Origin of the sequence: Streptomyces sp. NPDC012466 (assembly GCF_042955215.1) — a bacterium.
Classification (GTDB): domain Bacteria; phylum Actinomycetota; class Actinomycetes; order Streptomycetales; family Streptomycetaceae; genus Streptomyces.
This window is the reverse complement of the sequence record NZ_JBIBEQ010000002.1, coordinates 993,152-1,009,246: the sequence shown is the minus strand read 5'-3', so window position 1 is coordinate 1,009,246 and position 16,095 is coordinate 993,152. Positions and strand designations below refer to the sequence as shown.

The window sequence follows — 16,095 nt, the reverse complement described above, 5'->3', positions numbered from 1 at the left end:
CGGTCAGCTCCTCACGAAGGTGGCGGCGGGGGCCGGGACGCGCTCCGCGAGCGGGATCACGGGCGGGATCGCCTCGGGCGGCTCCCCCAGCAGCACCCGGCGCACGACGCGCTCGGCGGCGTGCCCGTCGTCGAACTGGCAGAAGCGCTCCCGGAACGCGGCACGCAGGACCGCGGCGGACCCGTCCGCGTAGGAGCCGTCGCGGAAGAGGGCCGCCAGCTCCCCGGGCGTACGGGCCACCCGGCCGGGCGGGAGTTCCATCAGGTCGAAGTAGACGCCGCGGGTCTCCCGGTAGACGTCCCAGTCGTCGGCGTACACGACGATCGGCCGGTCCAGGTTGGCGTAGTCGAACATGATCGACGAGTAGTCGGTGATCAGCGCGTCCGCGGCCAGGCACACGTCCTCCGACGAGCGGTGCCCGGTGACGTCGATGATCCGGCCGCCGCCCCGGGAGGAGCCCCGGTCGTAGAAGTAGTGGGCGCGCAGCAGCACCACGTAGTCGTCGCCGATGGCCTCGCAGAACTCGGCCAGGTCCAGGCCCGTCGCGAAGCCGGTGGCGTAGTCGCGGTGCGTGGGCGCGTAGAGCAGGGCCTTCTTGCCGTCGGGGACGCCCAGTTCCTTGCGGACGCGGGCGACGTCCTCGGCGGACGCCGTGCAGTAGACGTCGTTGCGCGGATAGCCGTACTCGAGGGTCTCGTGGGCGCTAGGGAACGCCCGCTCCCACATCTCGGTGGAGTGCCGGTTGGAGGTGAGGTTGTAGTCCCAGCGGTCCACCCGGGCCAGCAGCTTGGCGAAGCTGCCGGTCGCCGCGGCCACCACGGGGTAGGTCGCCTGGTCGGCGCCCATCGTCTTCAGCGGTGTGCCGTGCTGCGTCTGGAGGTGGACACTGCCGGGGCGCTTGACCACGGCGTCCGCGAAGTTGGCGTTGTTCACCAGGTACCCGGCGCGGGCCAGCGCCTCCCAGTACTTCCGGCTGCCGATCACCGCGTGTTCCACGTCCGGCGGCAGGCTGCCCACCGCGTCCGGCTCCACCAGGAACACCGCGCGCAGGTGCGGGGCGAGCTGGCGGGCCTTGGCGTGGATCGCCGCCGGATTGCAGGCGTAGCCGCGGCCCCAGTACGCGCAGTACACGACGAGGTTCCGGTCGAGCGGGAGGCGCAGGTGCACCGCGTACCGCAGCCGGGTGCGCAGCCCCCGGGGGCGGGGGAGCAGCCCGGTGGCCCGCAGCGCACTCCGGTTGGCGGCGCGCAGGGCGTGAAAGGCCGTGTACGAACCGGAAGCCAGCAGCCGGTGCTGGACGCCGAGGCTCCCGCCGGGCGTCCGGTGGCCGGCGGGGCGGTGCTGCCGGTAGAGCGCGCTCGCCCGCCGGAAGAAGGCACGGCGGCCGGACGTCAGCCGCCGCGGGTGGGCGGCCGTCTTCAGTACGGCGGTGAAGAGCTGCTCGAACAGCGGCGCCAGCCGGTCCGCCGAAAGCCCCTGCTCCACGGCCCGCGTCAGCACCAGTTCGGTCTGGTCGAGCAGCTCGGTGTGGTGCTCGCCGGGGAGGTTCAGGCGGTTGCCCTGCCGGCGCAGCAGATGCCGGACGACGACCGCGCGCAGGGCCGCCACCCGCTCCGCCCGCAGGGTGACCAGACCGCCGAAGCCGACGTCGGTGAAGTGGTCCCCGGGGAAGGTGATGCCCTGCTCGGTGAGGAAGGCCCGGCGGTAGACCGCGCTCCACGCCGGGAGTGCCACGCCCGTCAGCCACGGGGCCCGGCCGGGGGAGAAGGCCCCGTCCGGCGTCCTGGCCAGCACGGGGGCGGCCGGGTTGGTCGGCTCGCCCTCCCACCAGGGGGTGCGCTCGTGCTCGAAGTACAGGACGTCCACCGGGGCGTCCGCGTCACCGGCCTCGGCCAGCCGGGCGTCCAGCGCCGCCAGCGCCCCCGGGACCAGGACGTCGTCGCCGTCGAGGAACAGCACGTGGCCGCCGACCGCCGACCGCAGTCCGGCGTTGCGCGCCCCGGCCAGACCGGCCGACGGCGGCGAGTGCACCGGCGTCACCCGGGAGTCCCGCTCGGCGTACCCGGCGACGACGTCCGCCGCCGGCGCCTCGGGTGCGTCGCACACCGGGATCAGCTCGAAGTCGCCGAACGACTGGGCGAGGACCGAGTCCAGCGCCAGGGACAGCCGGCCCGCGACCCCATGGGACGGGACGACGATGCTGAAGCGGGGCATTCTGCTCTTTCTGTCAGGAGGCGGGTCTGCTGGAGTCGGGCCGTCTCACGCGGTGCGCGGGCGTCCCGGCCGCCCGGACGGACGACAGGAGGGCGGCCGGCTGGGTGTCGGCCGCGACGGGCTGGAGGGCATGCGGACTCCCCGAGTGAGAACCGTGGTCAGAGGCTGTCGGTGACGGCGTGGGGAGCGGCCGGCAGCGGCACCGTCGTGAGCGGCTCGCGGACCAGCGAGGCCGCCGAGGGGACCGGACGGCGCTCGCCGAGCGGCACGACCGGCGGCAGTTCCGACTCCCCGAGCACCACCCGGCGCACCACCCGCTCGGCGGCCCGGCCGTCGTCGTAGGTGCAGAACCGCTCGCGGAACGCCGCCCGCAGCTGGGCCGAGCGGGAGCCGCGCCAGTGACCGGTGGCGAAGATGTCGATCAGCTCGTCCTCGCCGCGTGCGACCGCGCCCGGCGGGATCTCGCGCAGGTCGAAGTACGTGCCCCGGGCCGCGTCGTACGCCTCCCAGTCGTCGGCGTGGATCACGATCGGCCGGTCCAGGTTGGCGTAGTCGAACATCAGCGACGAGTAGTCCGTGACCAGGGCGTCCGACGCCAGGCAGAGCGACTCCACGCTCGGGTGGCCGGAGACGTCGACGACCCGGCCGCAGGTGGTGGTCAGCGGGGCGTCGTAGGCGTGGTGGGCGCGGGCCAGGACGACGAAGCGCGGGCCGAGGCGCCGCGCGATCCGCTGGAGGTCGAGGGGGTGGCGCTGGGAGCGGCGGTAGTCGCGGTGGGTCGGCGCGTACAGGATCGCCACCGCGCCCCGGGGGATGCCGAGCGAGGCGCGCAGCCGGGCCACGTCCGCCGGGGTCGCCGTCCGGAACACGTCGTTGCGGGGGTAGCCGTACTCCAGCGTGGTGTAGCGGCCCGGGTGGACGCGCTCGTGGGTCAGCGTGGTGTGGCGGTTGGCGGACAGCACGTAGTCCCAGCGGTCGACGTCCTTCAGCAGCCGTGCGAAGTCCCGGCCGCGGGCCGCCGCGGGGCGCTCCTGGAGGTCGAGGCCGATGTGCCCCAGCGGGGTGCCGTGCCCGGTCTGGATCAGGACCTGGCCCCGGCGCTTGGCCAGGCGGTCGTCGAAGCCGGTGTTGCTGACCAGGTACCGGGAGCGGGCGAGCGCCGTCCAGTAGGCGGCCGTCCCGGGGACGAGGCGGCGCGGGCCGGGCGGGATCGTGTGGTGGTGCTCGCGGCGGGCGATCCAGGACGTGCGGATGTGCGGCGCGAGCTCGCGGAACGCGGCCTCCAGCGCGCCCGGGTTGCATCCGTGGCCGCGTCCCTCGTACGCGGCGAAGACGGCACGGTCGGCGCGCAGCGGCAGGCAGCGCTGGACGCGGTAGTGGGTCCTGAGGGCGGCCGACCGCAGGCCCCGCGCCAGCTTCCCGACGGCCTTGGCGGCGGCGCGGTGCACGGCCGACGCGAACTGGAGGGTGCGGTAGGTGCGGTGCAGACCGAAGCGGATCAGCACGTGGTGGATCCGGCAGCGCAGGGGGACGGGGGCACCGGGGGTGCGGTAGCGGCGGTAGTGGGCGCGGGCCCGGCGCAGGAAGTCGGCGCGCGAGCCCCGGGGCAGCCGGTCCCGCCGGGAGTACACGATCGCCAGGTGGTGCACCATGCGGCGGAACAACACCGGCCGCCACCGGTCCAGTTCGGGGCGCTCGTCGAGATGGGCGAAGACCCGGTCGTACTGCTCGAAGACGTCGAAGTGCCGCTCGCTGGTGGTGCGCAGGATGCTGCCCTGCCGCCGCTGCCGGTAGTGCACGCAGACCCGGTCGAGGGTCGCGATCGACTCGGCGGTCATCAGCACCGGATAGGTCCACGGCGTGTCCTCGTAGACGCCGGGCGGGAAGACGAACCCCTCCCGCTCGACGAACTCCCGCCGGTAGGCCTTGTTCCAGGCGACCATCAGCAGCCGCAGCAGGCCCGGCCGGTCCTCCAGGCGGAACGGCGCCGGGCCCTGCTCGGTCAGCTGCAGGGCCGCCTGGTTGCGGATCGCCTCACCCGTCCAGTAGCTGCGCGCGTAGTCGAACACCAGCACGTCCGGCTCGCCCGTCTCCTTCAGCCGGTCGGCGATCGACCGCAGCGCGTCGGGCGTGAAGGTGTCGTCGCCGTCGAGGAACAGCAGGTAGTCGCCGCTCGCGTGCGCCACGCCGGCGTTCCTCGCGCGGCCCAGTCCGACGTTCTCCGGCAGGTGGACGGGGCGTACGCGCGTGTCGCGGGCGGCGAACTCGTCGATGATCGCGCCGCACGCGTCCGGCGAGCAGTCGTCGACGACGATCAGTTCCAGATCGGGACAGGACTGGGAGAGCACCGACTCCAGGCACTCGTGCAGGTACGCCTGAACCTGGTACGCGGGGACAATGACACTGAACCTGGGCAAGAGGCCATCCATCGGTCGGCGCGGGCGTTCGGCCCGGGAACGGCCGGTGGGCCGACTTGGTTACGCCGGCTACGGCATCCGGGGGAACGCGGAAGGGGCGGACCGCCCCCGGCCCGCCCCTCCAACTACCGTGCTGTGAGAGCTACTTGACCGCGCCCGCCATGACGCCGGACACGAACTGCCGCTGGAACGCGAAGAAGACGGCCAGCGGGACCACCATGGAGATGAACGCGCCGGGTGCCAGCACGTCGATGTTGTTGCCGAACTGCCGTACCTGCGTCTGCAGTGCGACCGTGATCGGCTGGCTCCCGGAGTCCGAGAAGATCAGCGCGACCAGCATGTCGTTCCACACCCACAGGAACTGGAAGATGCCGAGCGAGGCGATCGCCGGGCCGCCGAGCGGCATCACGACACGGAAGAACAGGCGCAGTTCACCCGCCCCGTCCAGCCGAGCGGCCTCCAGCAGCTCGCGCGGGATCTCCGCGAAGAAGTTCCGCAGCAGGAACACCGCGAACGGCAGACCGAATCCGACGTGGAACAACACCACGCCGGTCACCGAGCCGAAGACGCCGATCTTGCCGAAGAGTTCGGCGATCGGGATCAGCGCGACCTGCACCGGTACGACCAACAGGCCGACCACGCCAAGGAACCACCAGTCCCGGCCCGGGAACTCCATCCAGGCGAAGGCGTAGCCCGCCAGCGAGCCGATGATCACGACCAGCAGGGTCGCCGGGACGGTGATCCACACCGTGTTCAGCAGGCTGCTGGTGATGTCGTCGTTCTCCAGCAGCTTCGAGTAGCTGTCGAAGGTGATCTGCGAGGGCTCGGTGAACACCTTCCACCAGCCGCTCGCCGCGATGTTCTCCGGCGAACGGAGACTGGCCAGCAGCAGACCGATCGTCGGCACCAGCCAGAACAGGCCGACCACGATGAGGAACACCCGCACCAGCCCGCCGCCGACCCCCTCGGCGAGCCGCGACCCCAGCGACTGCTTGGCCTTCATCGCCGCACCTCCCGCCTGAGCCTGCGTACGTTGAACCACATCACCGGGATCACGAGCAGCAGCAGGAACACCGAGATGGCGCTGGCGATGCCCGGCTGGTCCTCGGAGAAGCCCTTGCGGTACAGCTCCAGCGCGAGGACGTTCGCGTCGTCCTGGGCGGATCCCGGCGCGATGATGAAGACCAGGTCGAAGATCTTCAGCACATTGATCATCAGGGTGACGATGACCACCGCGAGGACCGGCGCCAGCAGCGGCACCGTGACCCGTCTGAACACCTGCCACTCGGTCGCGCCGTCGACCCGGGCGGCCTCCAGCAGTTCCCGGGGCACCCCCGCGAGCCCGGCCGCGATCAGCACCATCGCGAAGCCCGCCCACATCCAGATGTACGCGCCGATGATGGACGGGGTGACCAGGGACGGGCCGAGCCAGTCAAGGCCGTTGTACGCCTCCTTGAAGTTGCTCGCCGGGAGCCGCAGTTGGGCCCCGTCGGCTGCGGCGGGCAGGGTGAAGGTGCCGTCACCGGCGGCCGTCGCCGACGCCACGACCCTGCCGTCCTTCACGGCCTCGATCTTCATGCCGGCATAGCCGAGTTCGGCCGTGTCGACGCTGTTGAGCTTGCCGACACCCTTGCCGCGTGTGAAGTCCTGCCAGGCCGTCCCGGTGACCTTGTCCGGCTCCGGCTTCGGCGCCGCGGCGGCCTTCGCGCCGTCCGGCATCATGTCGGGCGCCACACCCACCAGGGGCAGTGAGACCGCCTCGCCGGTGCGCACGGGCGACGTGGTGATGAACGCGCCGCCGCCGGCCGGCTCCAGCGGCGAGTTCCGGCCCGGGTGGGCCTTCGGGAAGGCCGACGCCTGGGAGAACGTGTCGTGCACGCCCACCCACACGGCGTTCGCCACACCCTTGTCCGGGTCCTGGTCGTACACCAGGCGGAAGATGATGCCCGCCGCCAGCATCGAGATCGCCATCGGCATGAAGACGACCAGCTTGAACGCCGTACCCCAGCGCACCCGTTCGGTCAGCACCGCGAAGATCAGGCCGAGGGCCGTGGCGACCGTCGGCGCGAACACCACCCAGATGATGTTGTTCTTCAGCGCGGTGCGGATGCCCTCGTCGGTGAAGAGGGCCTGGTAGTTGTCTATTCCGGCGAAGCCGTCACCGGACTGGTCGTAGAAACTGCGCACGACCGAGTACCCGATCGGGTACACCACGAGCGCGCCGAGCAGGACGAGCGCGGGCAACAGGAACAGCGCCGCGACGGTCCTGCGCGTGCCGGTCACACTCTTGCGCGACTTGGGAGCGGCAGGGGGCGTGGTGCCCCCTGCCGCCGTCACCGACGTCATGACGTCAGTTCCCGTACGCCGCGGCCGCTTCGGTCTCCAGCTTCGCCTGCGTGCCCGCGATGTCCTTCGGGTTCTTCAGGAAGTCCTGGAGGATCTTCCACTCGCCCTTGCCGGGCGTCCCGCCGAACGCCTGCGGGGCCTGGTCGGACATGTCGAAGCGGAAGTCGTCACCGGCGTCGATGAGCGCCTTGGCGATCTTCTGCTGCACCGCGTTCGGGTACGCGGAGTTCGGCACGTTCTTGTTCGGCGAGAGGTAGCCGCCCAGCTTGGCCTGGATCTGCGCCGCGTCGGGCGAGGCGAGCCAGGTGGCCAGGGCCTGCGACCCCTTCGAGTCCTGAAGGATCACGGCCGCGTCGCCGCCCGAGACCACCGGTCCGTTGTCACCGACCGCCGGGAACGGGAACACCTTCGCGTCCGTGCCGATCTTCATGTTCTTCGGGATGTTGACCTGCGCGAAGTCACCCGCGGCCACCATGGCGGCCTTGGGCTGGTCCCCGCCGGTGAAGACCTGCGTGACGGACGCCGGGAAGTCGGTCTGCAACGCCCCGTTCGCCCCGCCCGCGATGTAGTCCGGCTTGCCCCAGACCTGCGCGAGCGTGGTCAGCGCGTCCTTCACGGACGGGTCCGTCCACTTGATCTCGTGCTTGGCCAGCTGGTCGTACTTCTCCGGCCCGGCCTGCGAGAGGTACACGTTCTCGAACCAGTCGGTCAGCGTCCAGCCCTCGGCGCCGCCGGCGGAGAACGGGGTGACGCCGGAGTCGTAGACCGTCTGCGCGGTGTTGAGCAGATCGGGCCAGGTCTCGGGCTCGCTCGCCCCGGCGTTCTCGAAGACCTGGTTGTTGTACCAGATCAGGGACTTGTTGGCGGCCTTGTAGTAGACGCCGTACTGCTTGCCGCCGACCTTGCCGATGTCCTGCCAGCCCTGCGAGTAGTTCTCGCCGAGCTCCTTCTGGGCGTCGGTGCCGAGGGGCTTGGCCCAGCCGCGGTCGACGGCCTGCTTGATGGCGCCCGGCTGCGGCAGCATCGCGATGTCCGGCGGCTGCCCGCCGGCCACCTTCGAGCCGATGAAGTTGATGATCGGGTCCTGTGCGGGCACGAACGTGACCTTGGCGCCCGTGCGCTTCTCGAACTCCGCCAGGACCTTCTTGAAGTTGGCCTGTTCCGTGCCGCTCCACACGGCGGCGATCTCCAGGCTCGTCCCGTCCAGCTTCGGAAGATTGACGCTGTTGGCGGTCTCCTCGCTGTCGCCCGTGCTTCCACTGGTGTCCTTGTCGCTGCCTCCGCAGGCGGAGAGCGAGAGCGCGAGCGCTCCCGCGGCGACGGCGGCCGCGGCCTTGGCGGCTCTGCGGTGCTGGGGGGTCGCCTTGTCCCGCTCGGGCGACCAGCGTGTCCGGATGGTGCTGCTCGTCATGCGCATGACTGCCCCGTTCTTCGTTCCTCGTCGAACGTCGAGCGCGCTCCCGTGCGATCTGGTCTACGCCCGGGTGTGCGGGGGCGGCAAGATGGCGTCGGCTGTCAAGCGGGCGATCGTGACTCCCTCGTGACCAGGGACGCGGCCCCATGACGCCGTGGGGCCGGCAGCCGTACCCGGTTACAGGAGCGACGGCACCTTCGCCGCCGCGACCTCCCGTGCCGCCCTTTCCAGCGCGCTGGCCAACAGTGCCAGGTCGGTCGGCCCGTTTCCGAGCTCCCGCACCGGACGGCGGGCCGGAGGGTCACCCATGCGGTGCCATTCCAGGGGCACGACCGTGGGGCGCAGCGTCGCCGTGCGGGGGATCCGGCCGGTGACCCGCCCGCCCTGGAACGGGGTGACCCGCCCGTCGGCACCGGTCAGCCGGCCCCGGCCGGGGGCCGCTTCGTCCGGGCCCGGGACCGGGGCGTCGAGCGCGACCCGCAGGGTGGCCCGGCGCGCCGGTTCCGTCTCCGCCGTACGGGGGCATGGACCGGTGGCCGCCACGAGATGGACGCCGAGCCGCTCGCCCTCCCGGGCGACGGCCTCCAGGGCGCGCATCACCGACCCGGCCGCGGGCCGCCCGGTCGAGCCGAGCGCCGGGGAGACCAGCGCGTCCAGGTCGTCGACGACCACGACGAGCCGGGGGAGCGGGGGCGCCGCCGCCTCCGTCTGCCGGCGGGCCGCTCCGGGCCGCAGCCGAATGGTGGAACTGGACGGCGAGTCGAGGTCGCCGGAGCCTCCCGAGGCGGGCAGCTGGGCCGGGGCGCCGCCCCGTGCCGTCGCCGTGCGCTGGGCGACCATACGGCCCGACAGCTCGCGCCCGGTGTGCCACTCGTCGAAGTCGGACCGCCCGAGCAGCTCGGCACGCCGCTTCAGCTCGGCGCTCAGCGACTGCGCGAACTCCCGCATCCGGACCGGGTCGTGCGCCATGAGCAGGGTGGTGACATGCGGTACGTCCGTACACACCCGCAGTCCCTCGCCGTGCCCGCCGCCCGCGCCCGGGCCGCCCCGGCCGTCGACCAGCACGATGCCGAGGCGGTCCGGCCGCTCGGCGGCGGCCAGGGACGCGACGATCGCCCGCAGCAGCTCCGTACGGCCGCTGCCCGGCGGGCCCTCGACCAGCAGATGCGGCCCCTGGGCCGCGAGGTCCGCGCAGACCGGGCCGCGCGGCCCGGCGCCCAGCACCGCGCGCACGCGTCCGCCCAGCGCGTCGGCGTCGTCGGCCGCGTCCGCCCAGCGCGCCATCAGCGAGGCCGGGGTGGCCCGGGCCAGGCCCAGCTCGTCGAGCAGCCGGGCCGCCTGCGGCAGTGGTGCGGAGACGCGCGGCTGGCGGTCGCTCGCCGGGCCGTCCGTCCGCAGCGGCGCCAGCGCCCGCGCGAACCGCTCGGCCCAGGCCGCGGAGACGGCGTCGACGGTGGCGATGGTGCCGTGCCCGACGGGCGCCGCCGGAGCCCCTTCGCCACCGGTCCGGGCCACGCGCATCAGCCGCAGGGCCGTCGCCACGTCCCCGCTGAGCAGCGCGACCGCGCCGCACTGCCGGAAGGTCGGTGCCGCCGAGCAGGCCGCCTCGTACGTCTCCGTCACCGGTGAGGCGGGGGAGGCGGCGGCCGTCTCGGCCAGGCAGATGACGTGGATCCCGGCCCCGGGGCCCTCCAGCGCCAGCCGCGCGATGGCTTTGCGCAGGTCGGCTCCGCCGGGGTCGCCGTCCACGACGAGCACGGTGTACGGGCCGGGGAAGGAACCGGTCGCGTCGAGGGCGGATGCGTCGTCACGGGCCCAGGAAGGGCGCCGGGGAGCCGGGACGGAGTGGCGCGGGGACGGGCCGGTACCCGTGGGCTGTGCGCCGCCGTGCACCGAGGCGCCCACCGTTGGACCTGCGGTACCGGCGGGGGCGGCGCCCGGACCCGCCTCCGCGAGGTGGTCCTCCAGGCGGCGGGTGAGCTCGTCGGTGCGGGCCGCGGCCTGCTCGCGGTCGTGGGCCAGGAGCAGCCGGCAGTCCTGCCCGTGCCCCGGGCGGACGTGCGGCAGCCAGCCCAGCCAGGACCACTCGGCGGTGCGCTCCTCCAGGGACCGGGCACGGTCCGCGGCGATCAGGACGATCTCCAGCGAGTCGGGGGAGTGCAGCGCGGTGAGCTGGGCCAGCACGGCACGGGCCAGCCCGGACAGCCGTGCCCGCGGCCCGGCAAGACCCAGGGCGCCGACCTCGCGCAGCCCGGCGGTCACGGGCACGGCGGGCAGCAGACCCGAGCCGTCCGGCGCCGCCCGGTCGGCCGTACCGAGGCGTACGGCGAGCGCCTCCGGGTGGCCGGGGTCGCGCTCCCACAGCCGGGGCCCCGGCCCGAGCGCCGTCAGAAGCAGGGTGGCCGGGTCCGGCCAGGTCTCCGGCGCGGCCGGCACGACGACCGGGTGGTGCTCCGCCGCCATGACCGCGGCCGGCTCGTCCTCGTACGTCCCGTGCGGCTGCGCCGCCTGCTCGCCACGCCCTCCGGCCAGCCGCCGGGCCCACGCGCCGAGCCCCCCGCGCCTGCGGGTGCCCGGGGGCACGTCGGTGCCGCGCAGGGGCGTGCCTTTGCGTCCCCGGCCGGCCGGCTCGTCCGCGAGGGCCGGGTCCACGGCACGGGCGGGAACAGCGGGATAGACCGACCCGTCCGGGCCCCAGGGATGAGGGCCGGTGCCGTCCGCGACCGTGGCGTCGTACGCCGTCGCGGGCCGGACGGGGGCCGTGTCGCCGAACGCCCCGGCCCCGGAACGACCCGCATGTGTGTCCCCGGCGCCGCTCCCGGCCCGGGCCCCGTCGCGCTGCCGCGCGGCCTCGGCCGGGGACGCGAAGGCACTCCCCTGAGCGGCGGCCCGCTGCCCGGTGGGTGCTCCGTGAGACCCGACGGCAGCCTGCGCGGCACCGGCGGTCCCTGACCGCGATCCATCGCGCGGGCCGGCGACCGGCGCCTCGCTCCGGTTGTCCCCGCCCTGGGCCGCGCGCCCGGCGTCCCGGGGCGGCGTCTCGCTCCGCCTGCCTTCCGGGTGGGCTGGGTCCGCGATGCCTCGCGAGGGGGTCTCGCTCCGGTCGTCTCCCGCGCGCGCCGCGCGCCCGGCGCCCCGGGACGGCACCTCGCTCCGGCTGGCTCCCGAGCGGGGTGCGTCTGCGGTGCCTCGCGAGGGCGCCTCGCTCCGGTGGTCTCCTCCATGGGCCGCGCGTCCGGCGCCCCGGGACGGCATCTGGCTCGGGCCGCCTCCCGAGTCGGCCTCGCCGCCGCTGCCCGCCAGGCGGGTCCAGCCGCCCTGATCCCGTCCCAGCGGCGCTTCGGACTCAGCGCCCGCGCCTCCGCTCTCGATCCTCGGCGCCCCGCCCTGCCCCGGCACCACGGCCGGATCGGCGGAACCGTGTTCCGAAGCACCCGGCGCGCCCCAGGCCGCCGAGCCGTGGGCGTGATGCGTGGGACCGAGGGGCCCGGCGGGGCCCGGGTCCGCCGCGCGCGCGGGGGGTGCGGGGGATTCCGCCCCGCCCCCGGCGGGCCCGGGCACGCGCACGTGCCCCTCCCCGTCCGGAGTCGTCTCCACCCGGGCGCCCGGCCCCCCGGCGGGAGCCAGGCGCAGGGCCGATTCGCCGATCCGCAGCAGTGCACCCGGCGCGAAGGGGACCGCCCGGCCACCCACGCGCGTGCCGTCCACCGTCGTGCCGTTCGTGGAGTCCAGGTCGGCGACCTCGACGCGGCCGTCCGCGCTCACCGTCACCGCGCAGTGCAGCCGGGAGACGTCCGGGTCGTCCAGCGGCACGTCGGCGTCGGCGGAGCGGCCGATGCGGATCTCGCCGCCGTGCAGCAGATGGACGCCGCCGGCGTCGGGTCCGGCGACGACCTGGAGCTGGGCCGGGGCGTCGTCCAGCTCGGGGTGCGGCTCCGGCTCCCCGGGCGCGCCCACGGACAGCACGGCGCCGTCGGTCAGCGGGGGCTCGCCGAGGGTGCAGCGCTGGGCGTCCAGCCGCTGCTCCCCGGCGTACAGCACCGGCGTGCCCGAGCCGTCACCGCCGAGGACCACCTGGGCCAGCGCCGACGCCACCGCCGCGAGCGCCGTACCGGCGGGTGCCGTGACCAGCACGTCGCTGCGCGGGGCGCGGTCCCGCGCCGGCGCCGACGGGCCCAGCGGATCTACGACGGTCAGCCGGATCTGCATCGCCGTCAGCGGTCCCTTCTGCCACGGGCGCGGAGTCCCCCACCCCGCCCCAGCACGTCGGCCAGTACTGCACGCATCCTCGCACCTGCCACTGACAATGCGCCCGTCTCTCGGGAAAAGGTGATCTTGATTGGTCGGCTCTGCCCGCAAAAGTGCCTGAGAGATGACCCACGGGCGACCGCTTGAGATCGGTCACGTTCGTTCCCGGCAACCACAAGACCGAGGTCAGCGTCTTTCCTTCGAACGAGTGTGAGAGCGGAAACGTAAGACCCACAGAAAGACGACACTCCGGTCCTCGGCCGCCCGGCACTACAGTGGTTCGGACAGGCCAGCAGGCAAGGCAAGCACCAGGGAGCGCATGACGTGCGGCCGGTAGGCAGCAAGTACCTGCTCGAGGAGCCGCTCGGACGCGGCGCCACGGGCACCGTCTGGCGAGCCCGCCAGCGCGAGACCGCGGGCGCCGAGGCGGCCGTGCCGGGGCAGCCCGGCGAGACCGTCGCGATCAAGGTCCTCAAGGAAGAGCTGGCCGGCGACCCGGACATCGTCATGCGGTTCCTCCGGGAGCGCTCCGTCCTGCTCCGGCTGACCCACCCGAACATCGTCCGGGTCCGTGACCTGGTGGTCGAGGGCGAGCTGCTGGCGCTGGTCATGGACCTCGTCGAGGGCCCCGACCTGCACCGCTACCTGCGGGAGAACGGGCCGTTCACCCCGGTCGCCGCCGCCCTGCTCACCGCCCAGATCGCCGACGCGCTCGCCGCCAGCCACGCCGACGGCGTCGTCCACCGCGACCTCAAGCCGGCCAACGTCCTGCTCCAGCAGTACGACGGGCAGATGCACCCGCTGCTGACCGACTTCGGCATCGCCCGGCTGGCCGACTCCCCGGGACTGACCCGCACCCAGGAGTTCGTCGGCACGCCCGCGTACGTCGCGCCCGAGTCCGCCGAGGGCCGCCCGCAGACCTCCGCCGTCGACATCTACGGCGCCGGCATCCTGCTGTACGAGCTGGTCACCGGCCGCCCGCCGTTCGCCGGCGGCTCCGCCCTGGAGGTGCTGCACCAGCACCTGAGCGCCGAGCCGCGCCGTCCCTCCACCGTCCCCGACCCGCTGTGGACGGTCATCGAGCGCTGCCTGCGCAAGAACCCGGACGAGCGGCCCAGCGCCGAGAACCTCGCCCGCGGCCTGCGCGTCGTCGCCGAGGGCATCGGGGTGCACGCGAACTCCGCGCAGATCGCCGCCGCCGAGGGCGTCGGCATGCTCCTCGTGCCCGACCCGGCCCCCGCGCCGGTGCCGGACACGCCCGGCGCGGCCGACCCGACCCAGGTCCTCCCGCAGAACGCGGGCGCGTACGACCCGAACGCCGCGACCAGCGTGCTGCCGCACACCGGCGGTCCGGCCGGCGCCGCCGACCCCACCGCCGTCATGCCCCACCGGGGCGCGGCCGACCCGACCGCCGTCATGCCGCCGGTCCCGCCGGGCTCGCCCGGTCACCCCGGCCAGCAGGGTCAGCAGGGCGGCCCCGAGGACCCGCACCCCTGGCAGAACCAGCTGCGGGCCGCCCGCGACCGCAACGAACAGACGCAGGTCCAGTACCTCGACCCCGGCCAGGACCCGCTGCGCCGCCGCCCCCAGCGCCAGGTGGCCCGGCCGCAGCCGCAGCCGCAGCAGCAGCCCCCGCGCCGCCAGGCGCCCCCGCCCGGGCCCGGCTACGGCCATCCGCAGCAGCAGCCCCAGCAGTACGCCCCCCAGCCCCAGCGGCCCCAGCCGCCGCAGCGCTACGCCCCGCCCGCGCCGCCGGCCCAGCCCCAGCAGCCGCAGCCGCCGCAGCGCGAGCCCCGGCAGCCGAGGCAGCGCAGTGCCAACCGGATGCGGATCCCCGGGCTCGGCTGCCTGAAGGGATGTCTCTTCACGATCGTCATCCTGTTCGTCGCCGGCTGGCTGGTCTGGGAACTGAGCCCGCTCCAGGAGTGGATCGGCACCGGCAAGGGCTACTGGGACCAGCTCACCGACTGGTTCAGCACCGTGACCGGCTGGTTCGAGAAGCTCGGCGGGAGCGGTTCCGGCACGAACTGACCGGAACCGCCCTGCGGGGTTGGTGATTTGTCGACACCCGGCGGGTGATTTACGCCTCCACGGTGAAGGTTGGCTCTCCGGACGCGTAGTTTTAGCGACAACACGCGTCGGTAGGAGCAGCCTTGGCACGGAAGATCGGCAGCCGGTACACCGCCCACCAGATCCTGGGGCGGGGCAGCGCCGGCACGGTGTGGCTGGGTGAGGGCCCCGAAGGCCCCGTCGCCATCAAGCTGCTGCGCGAGGACCTCTCGTCCGACCAGGAACTCGTCGGGCGCTTCGTGCAGGAGCGCACGGCGCTGCTCGGCCTGGAGCACCCGCACGTGGTGTCGGTGCGCGACCTGGTCGTCGACGGCAACGACCTGGCGCTGGTCATGGACCTCGTCCGCGGCACGGATCTGCGGACCCGGCTGGAACGGGACCGGCGCCTGGCCCCCGAGGCGGCCGTCGCCATCGCGGCGGACATCGCCGACGGACTGGCGGCCGCCCACGCCGCGGGTGTCGTGCACCGGGACGTCAAGCCGGAGAACGTGCTCCTGGACATGCAGGGCCCGCTCGGACCCGGCGGCTCGCACCGCGCGCTGCTGACCGACTTCGGTGTGGCCAAGCTCATCGACACTCCGCGCCGGACCAAGGCCACGAAGATCATCGGCACCCCGGACTACCTCGCCCCGGAGATAGTCGAGGGCCTGCCCCCGCGCGCGTCCGTCGACATCTACGCGCTCGCCACGGTCCTCTACGAGCTGCTGGCGGGATTCACCCCGTTCGGCGGCGGCCACCCGGGCGCGGTCCTGCGCCGGCACGTCACGGAGACGGTCGTCCCGCTGCCCGGCATCCCGGACGAGCTGTGGCAGCTGCTGGTGCAGTGCCTGGCCAAGGCCCCGGCCTCGCGGCTGCGGGCCTCGGAGCTCGGCGCCCGGCTGCGGGAGCTGCTGCCGATGCTGGCGGGCATGCCCCCGCTGGAGGTGGACGAGCCGGACACCGACTCCGCGGAGGAGGCCGACCGCGAGGAACAGCCCGCCGGACCGGCACCGGCCCGCGAGCGGGTCCGGCGGCGGGGCGCGGTCCCTCTGGTGCCGGGCGCGAAGCCGGCCGACTCCAACCGGGACACCCACACCTCGATGCGCGTCCCCGCCCCCGACGAGCTGGCCGGCGGCGCCCACGGGACGGCCCGGGCGCCCCGCGCGCCGGGTGCCCCCCGCCCGGGCTCGGCCCGCAACCGCGCGGCCACCCGGCGCCGCCGGGTGGCCCTGGGAGCGGGCGCGGTCGCCCTCGCGGCGGCGATCGGTGTCGGAGCCTGGCTGACCACGTCGGACGACGACGGCGGCGCACCTCCCCAGGACACGAAGAACTCCGCCCCGCAGACCCCCTGAGCAGCCGTCTCCGGCCGCCCGGCGATGGCCGCCGGGCGGAGCCGTTACGCTGGAG

8 protein-coding genes are annotated in these 16,095 nt (G+C 74.1%); 2 read left to right on the top strand and 6 right to left on the bottom strand.

The window, feature by feature from the left end; translation table 11 throughout:
- Positions 1 to 3: 3 nt before the first annotated feature.
- From ACFY9E_RS12135 to ACFY9E_RS12110, 6 genes are all read right to left on the bottom strand, one after another.
- Entirely contained in the window at positions 4 to 2,214 is a 2,211-nt protein-coding gene (locus ACFY9E_RS12135; RefSeq protein WP_390981917.1) for a CDP-glycerol glycerophosphotransferase family protein, read from the bottom strand.
- A 158-nt stretch (positions 2,215 to 2,372) separates the two neighbouring features.
- Positions 2,373 to 4,631, bottom strand: a complete 2,259-nt coding sequence (locus ACFY9E_RS12130; RefSeq protein ID WP_390981915.1) for a CDP-glycerol glycerophosphotransferase family protein — start codon at positions 4,629 to 4,631, stop codon at positions 2,373 to 2,375.
- A gap of 142 nt (positions 4,632 to 4,773) precedes the next feature.
- Positions 4,774 to 5,634 (bottom strand): ABC transporter permease subunit, encoded by an 861-nt coding sequence (locus ACFY9E_RS12125; protein WP_390981913.1) that lies wholly within the window; start codon positions 5,632 to 5,634, stop codon positions 4,774 to 4,776.
- Positions 5,631 to 6,977 carry an ABC transporter permease subunit gene (locus ACFY9E_RS12120; protein ID WP_390981910.1) on the bottom strand — a complete coding sequence of 449 codons (1,347 nt, stop codon included), beginning with the start codon at positions 6,975 to 6,977 and terminating at the stop codon, positions 5,631 to 5,633. Before ACFY9E_RS12120 ends, ACFY9E_RS12125 begins: the two co-directional genes overlap by 4 nt.
- A gap of 4 nt (positions 6,978 to 6,981) precedes the next feature.
- Positions 6,982 to 8,394, bottom strand: a complete 1,413-nt coding sequence (locus ACFY9E_RS12115; protein WP_390981908.1) for an extracellular solute-binding protein — start codon at positions 8,392 to 8,394, stop codon at positions 6,982 to 6,984.
- 174 nt (positions 8,395 to 8,568) lie between these two features.
- Positions 8,569 to 12,600, bottom strand: a complete 4,032-nt coding sequence (locus ACFY9E_RS12110; protein WP_390981905.1) for an FtsK/SpoIIIE domain-containing protein — start codon at positions 12,598 to 12,600, stop codon at positions 8,569 to 8,571.
- 363 nt (positions 12,601 to 12,963) lie between these two features.
- Here ACFY9E_RS12110 and ACFY9E_RS12105 point away from each other — a divergent pair, with 363 nt between their 5' ends.
- On the top strand, positions 12,964 to 14,670 hold the full coding sequence (locus ACFY9E_RS12105) for a protein kinase (RefSeq protein ID WP_390981902.1): 1,707 nt from the start codon (positions 12,964 to 12,966) through the stop codon (positions 14,668 to 14,670).
- Between the two features lie 122 nt (positions 14,671 to 14,792).
- Positions 14,793 to 16,040, top strand: coding sequence for a protein kinase (locus tag ACFY9E_RS12100; RefSeq protein ID WP_390981899.1), 1,248 nt, complete (start codon positions 14,793 to 14,795; stop codon positions 16,038 to 16,040).
- The last annotated feature ends 55 nt before the right edge of the window (positions 16,041 to 16,095 follow it).

What these genes read in the sequence shown, in the direction of transcription:
- ACFY9E_RS12135 (WP_390981917.1), bottom strand. Translation starts at nt 2,214, where the DNA reads ATGCCCCGCTTCAGCATCGTCGTCCCGTCCCATGGGGTCGCGGGCCGG.
- ACFY9E_RS12125 (WP_390981913.1), bottom strand. Translation starts at nt 5,634, where the DNA reads ATGAAGGCCAAGCAGTCGCTGGGGTCGCGGCTCGCCGAGGGGGTCGGC.
- ACFY9E_RS12120 (WP_390981910.1), bottom strand. Translation starts at nt 6,977, where the DNA reads ATGACGTCGGTGACGGCGGCAGGGGGCACCACGCCCCCTGCCGCTCCC.
- ACFY9E_RS12115 (WP_390981908.1), bottom strand. Translation starts at nt 8,394, where the DNA reads ATGCGCATGACGAGCAGCACCATCCGGACACGCTGGTCGCCCGAGCGG.
- ACFY9E_RS12110 (WP_390981905.1), bottom strand. Translation starts at nt 12,600, where the DNA reads ATGCAGATCCGGCTGACCGTCGTAGATCCGCTGGGCCCGTCGGCGCCG.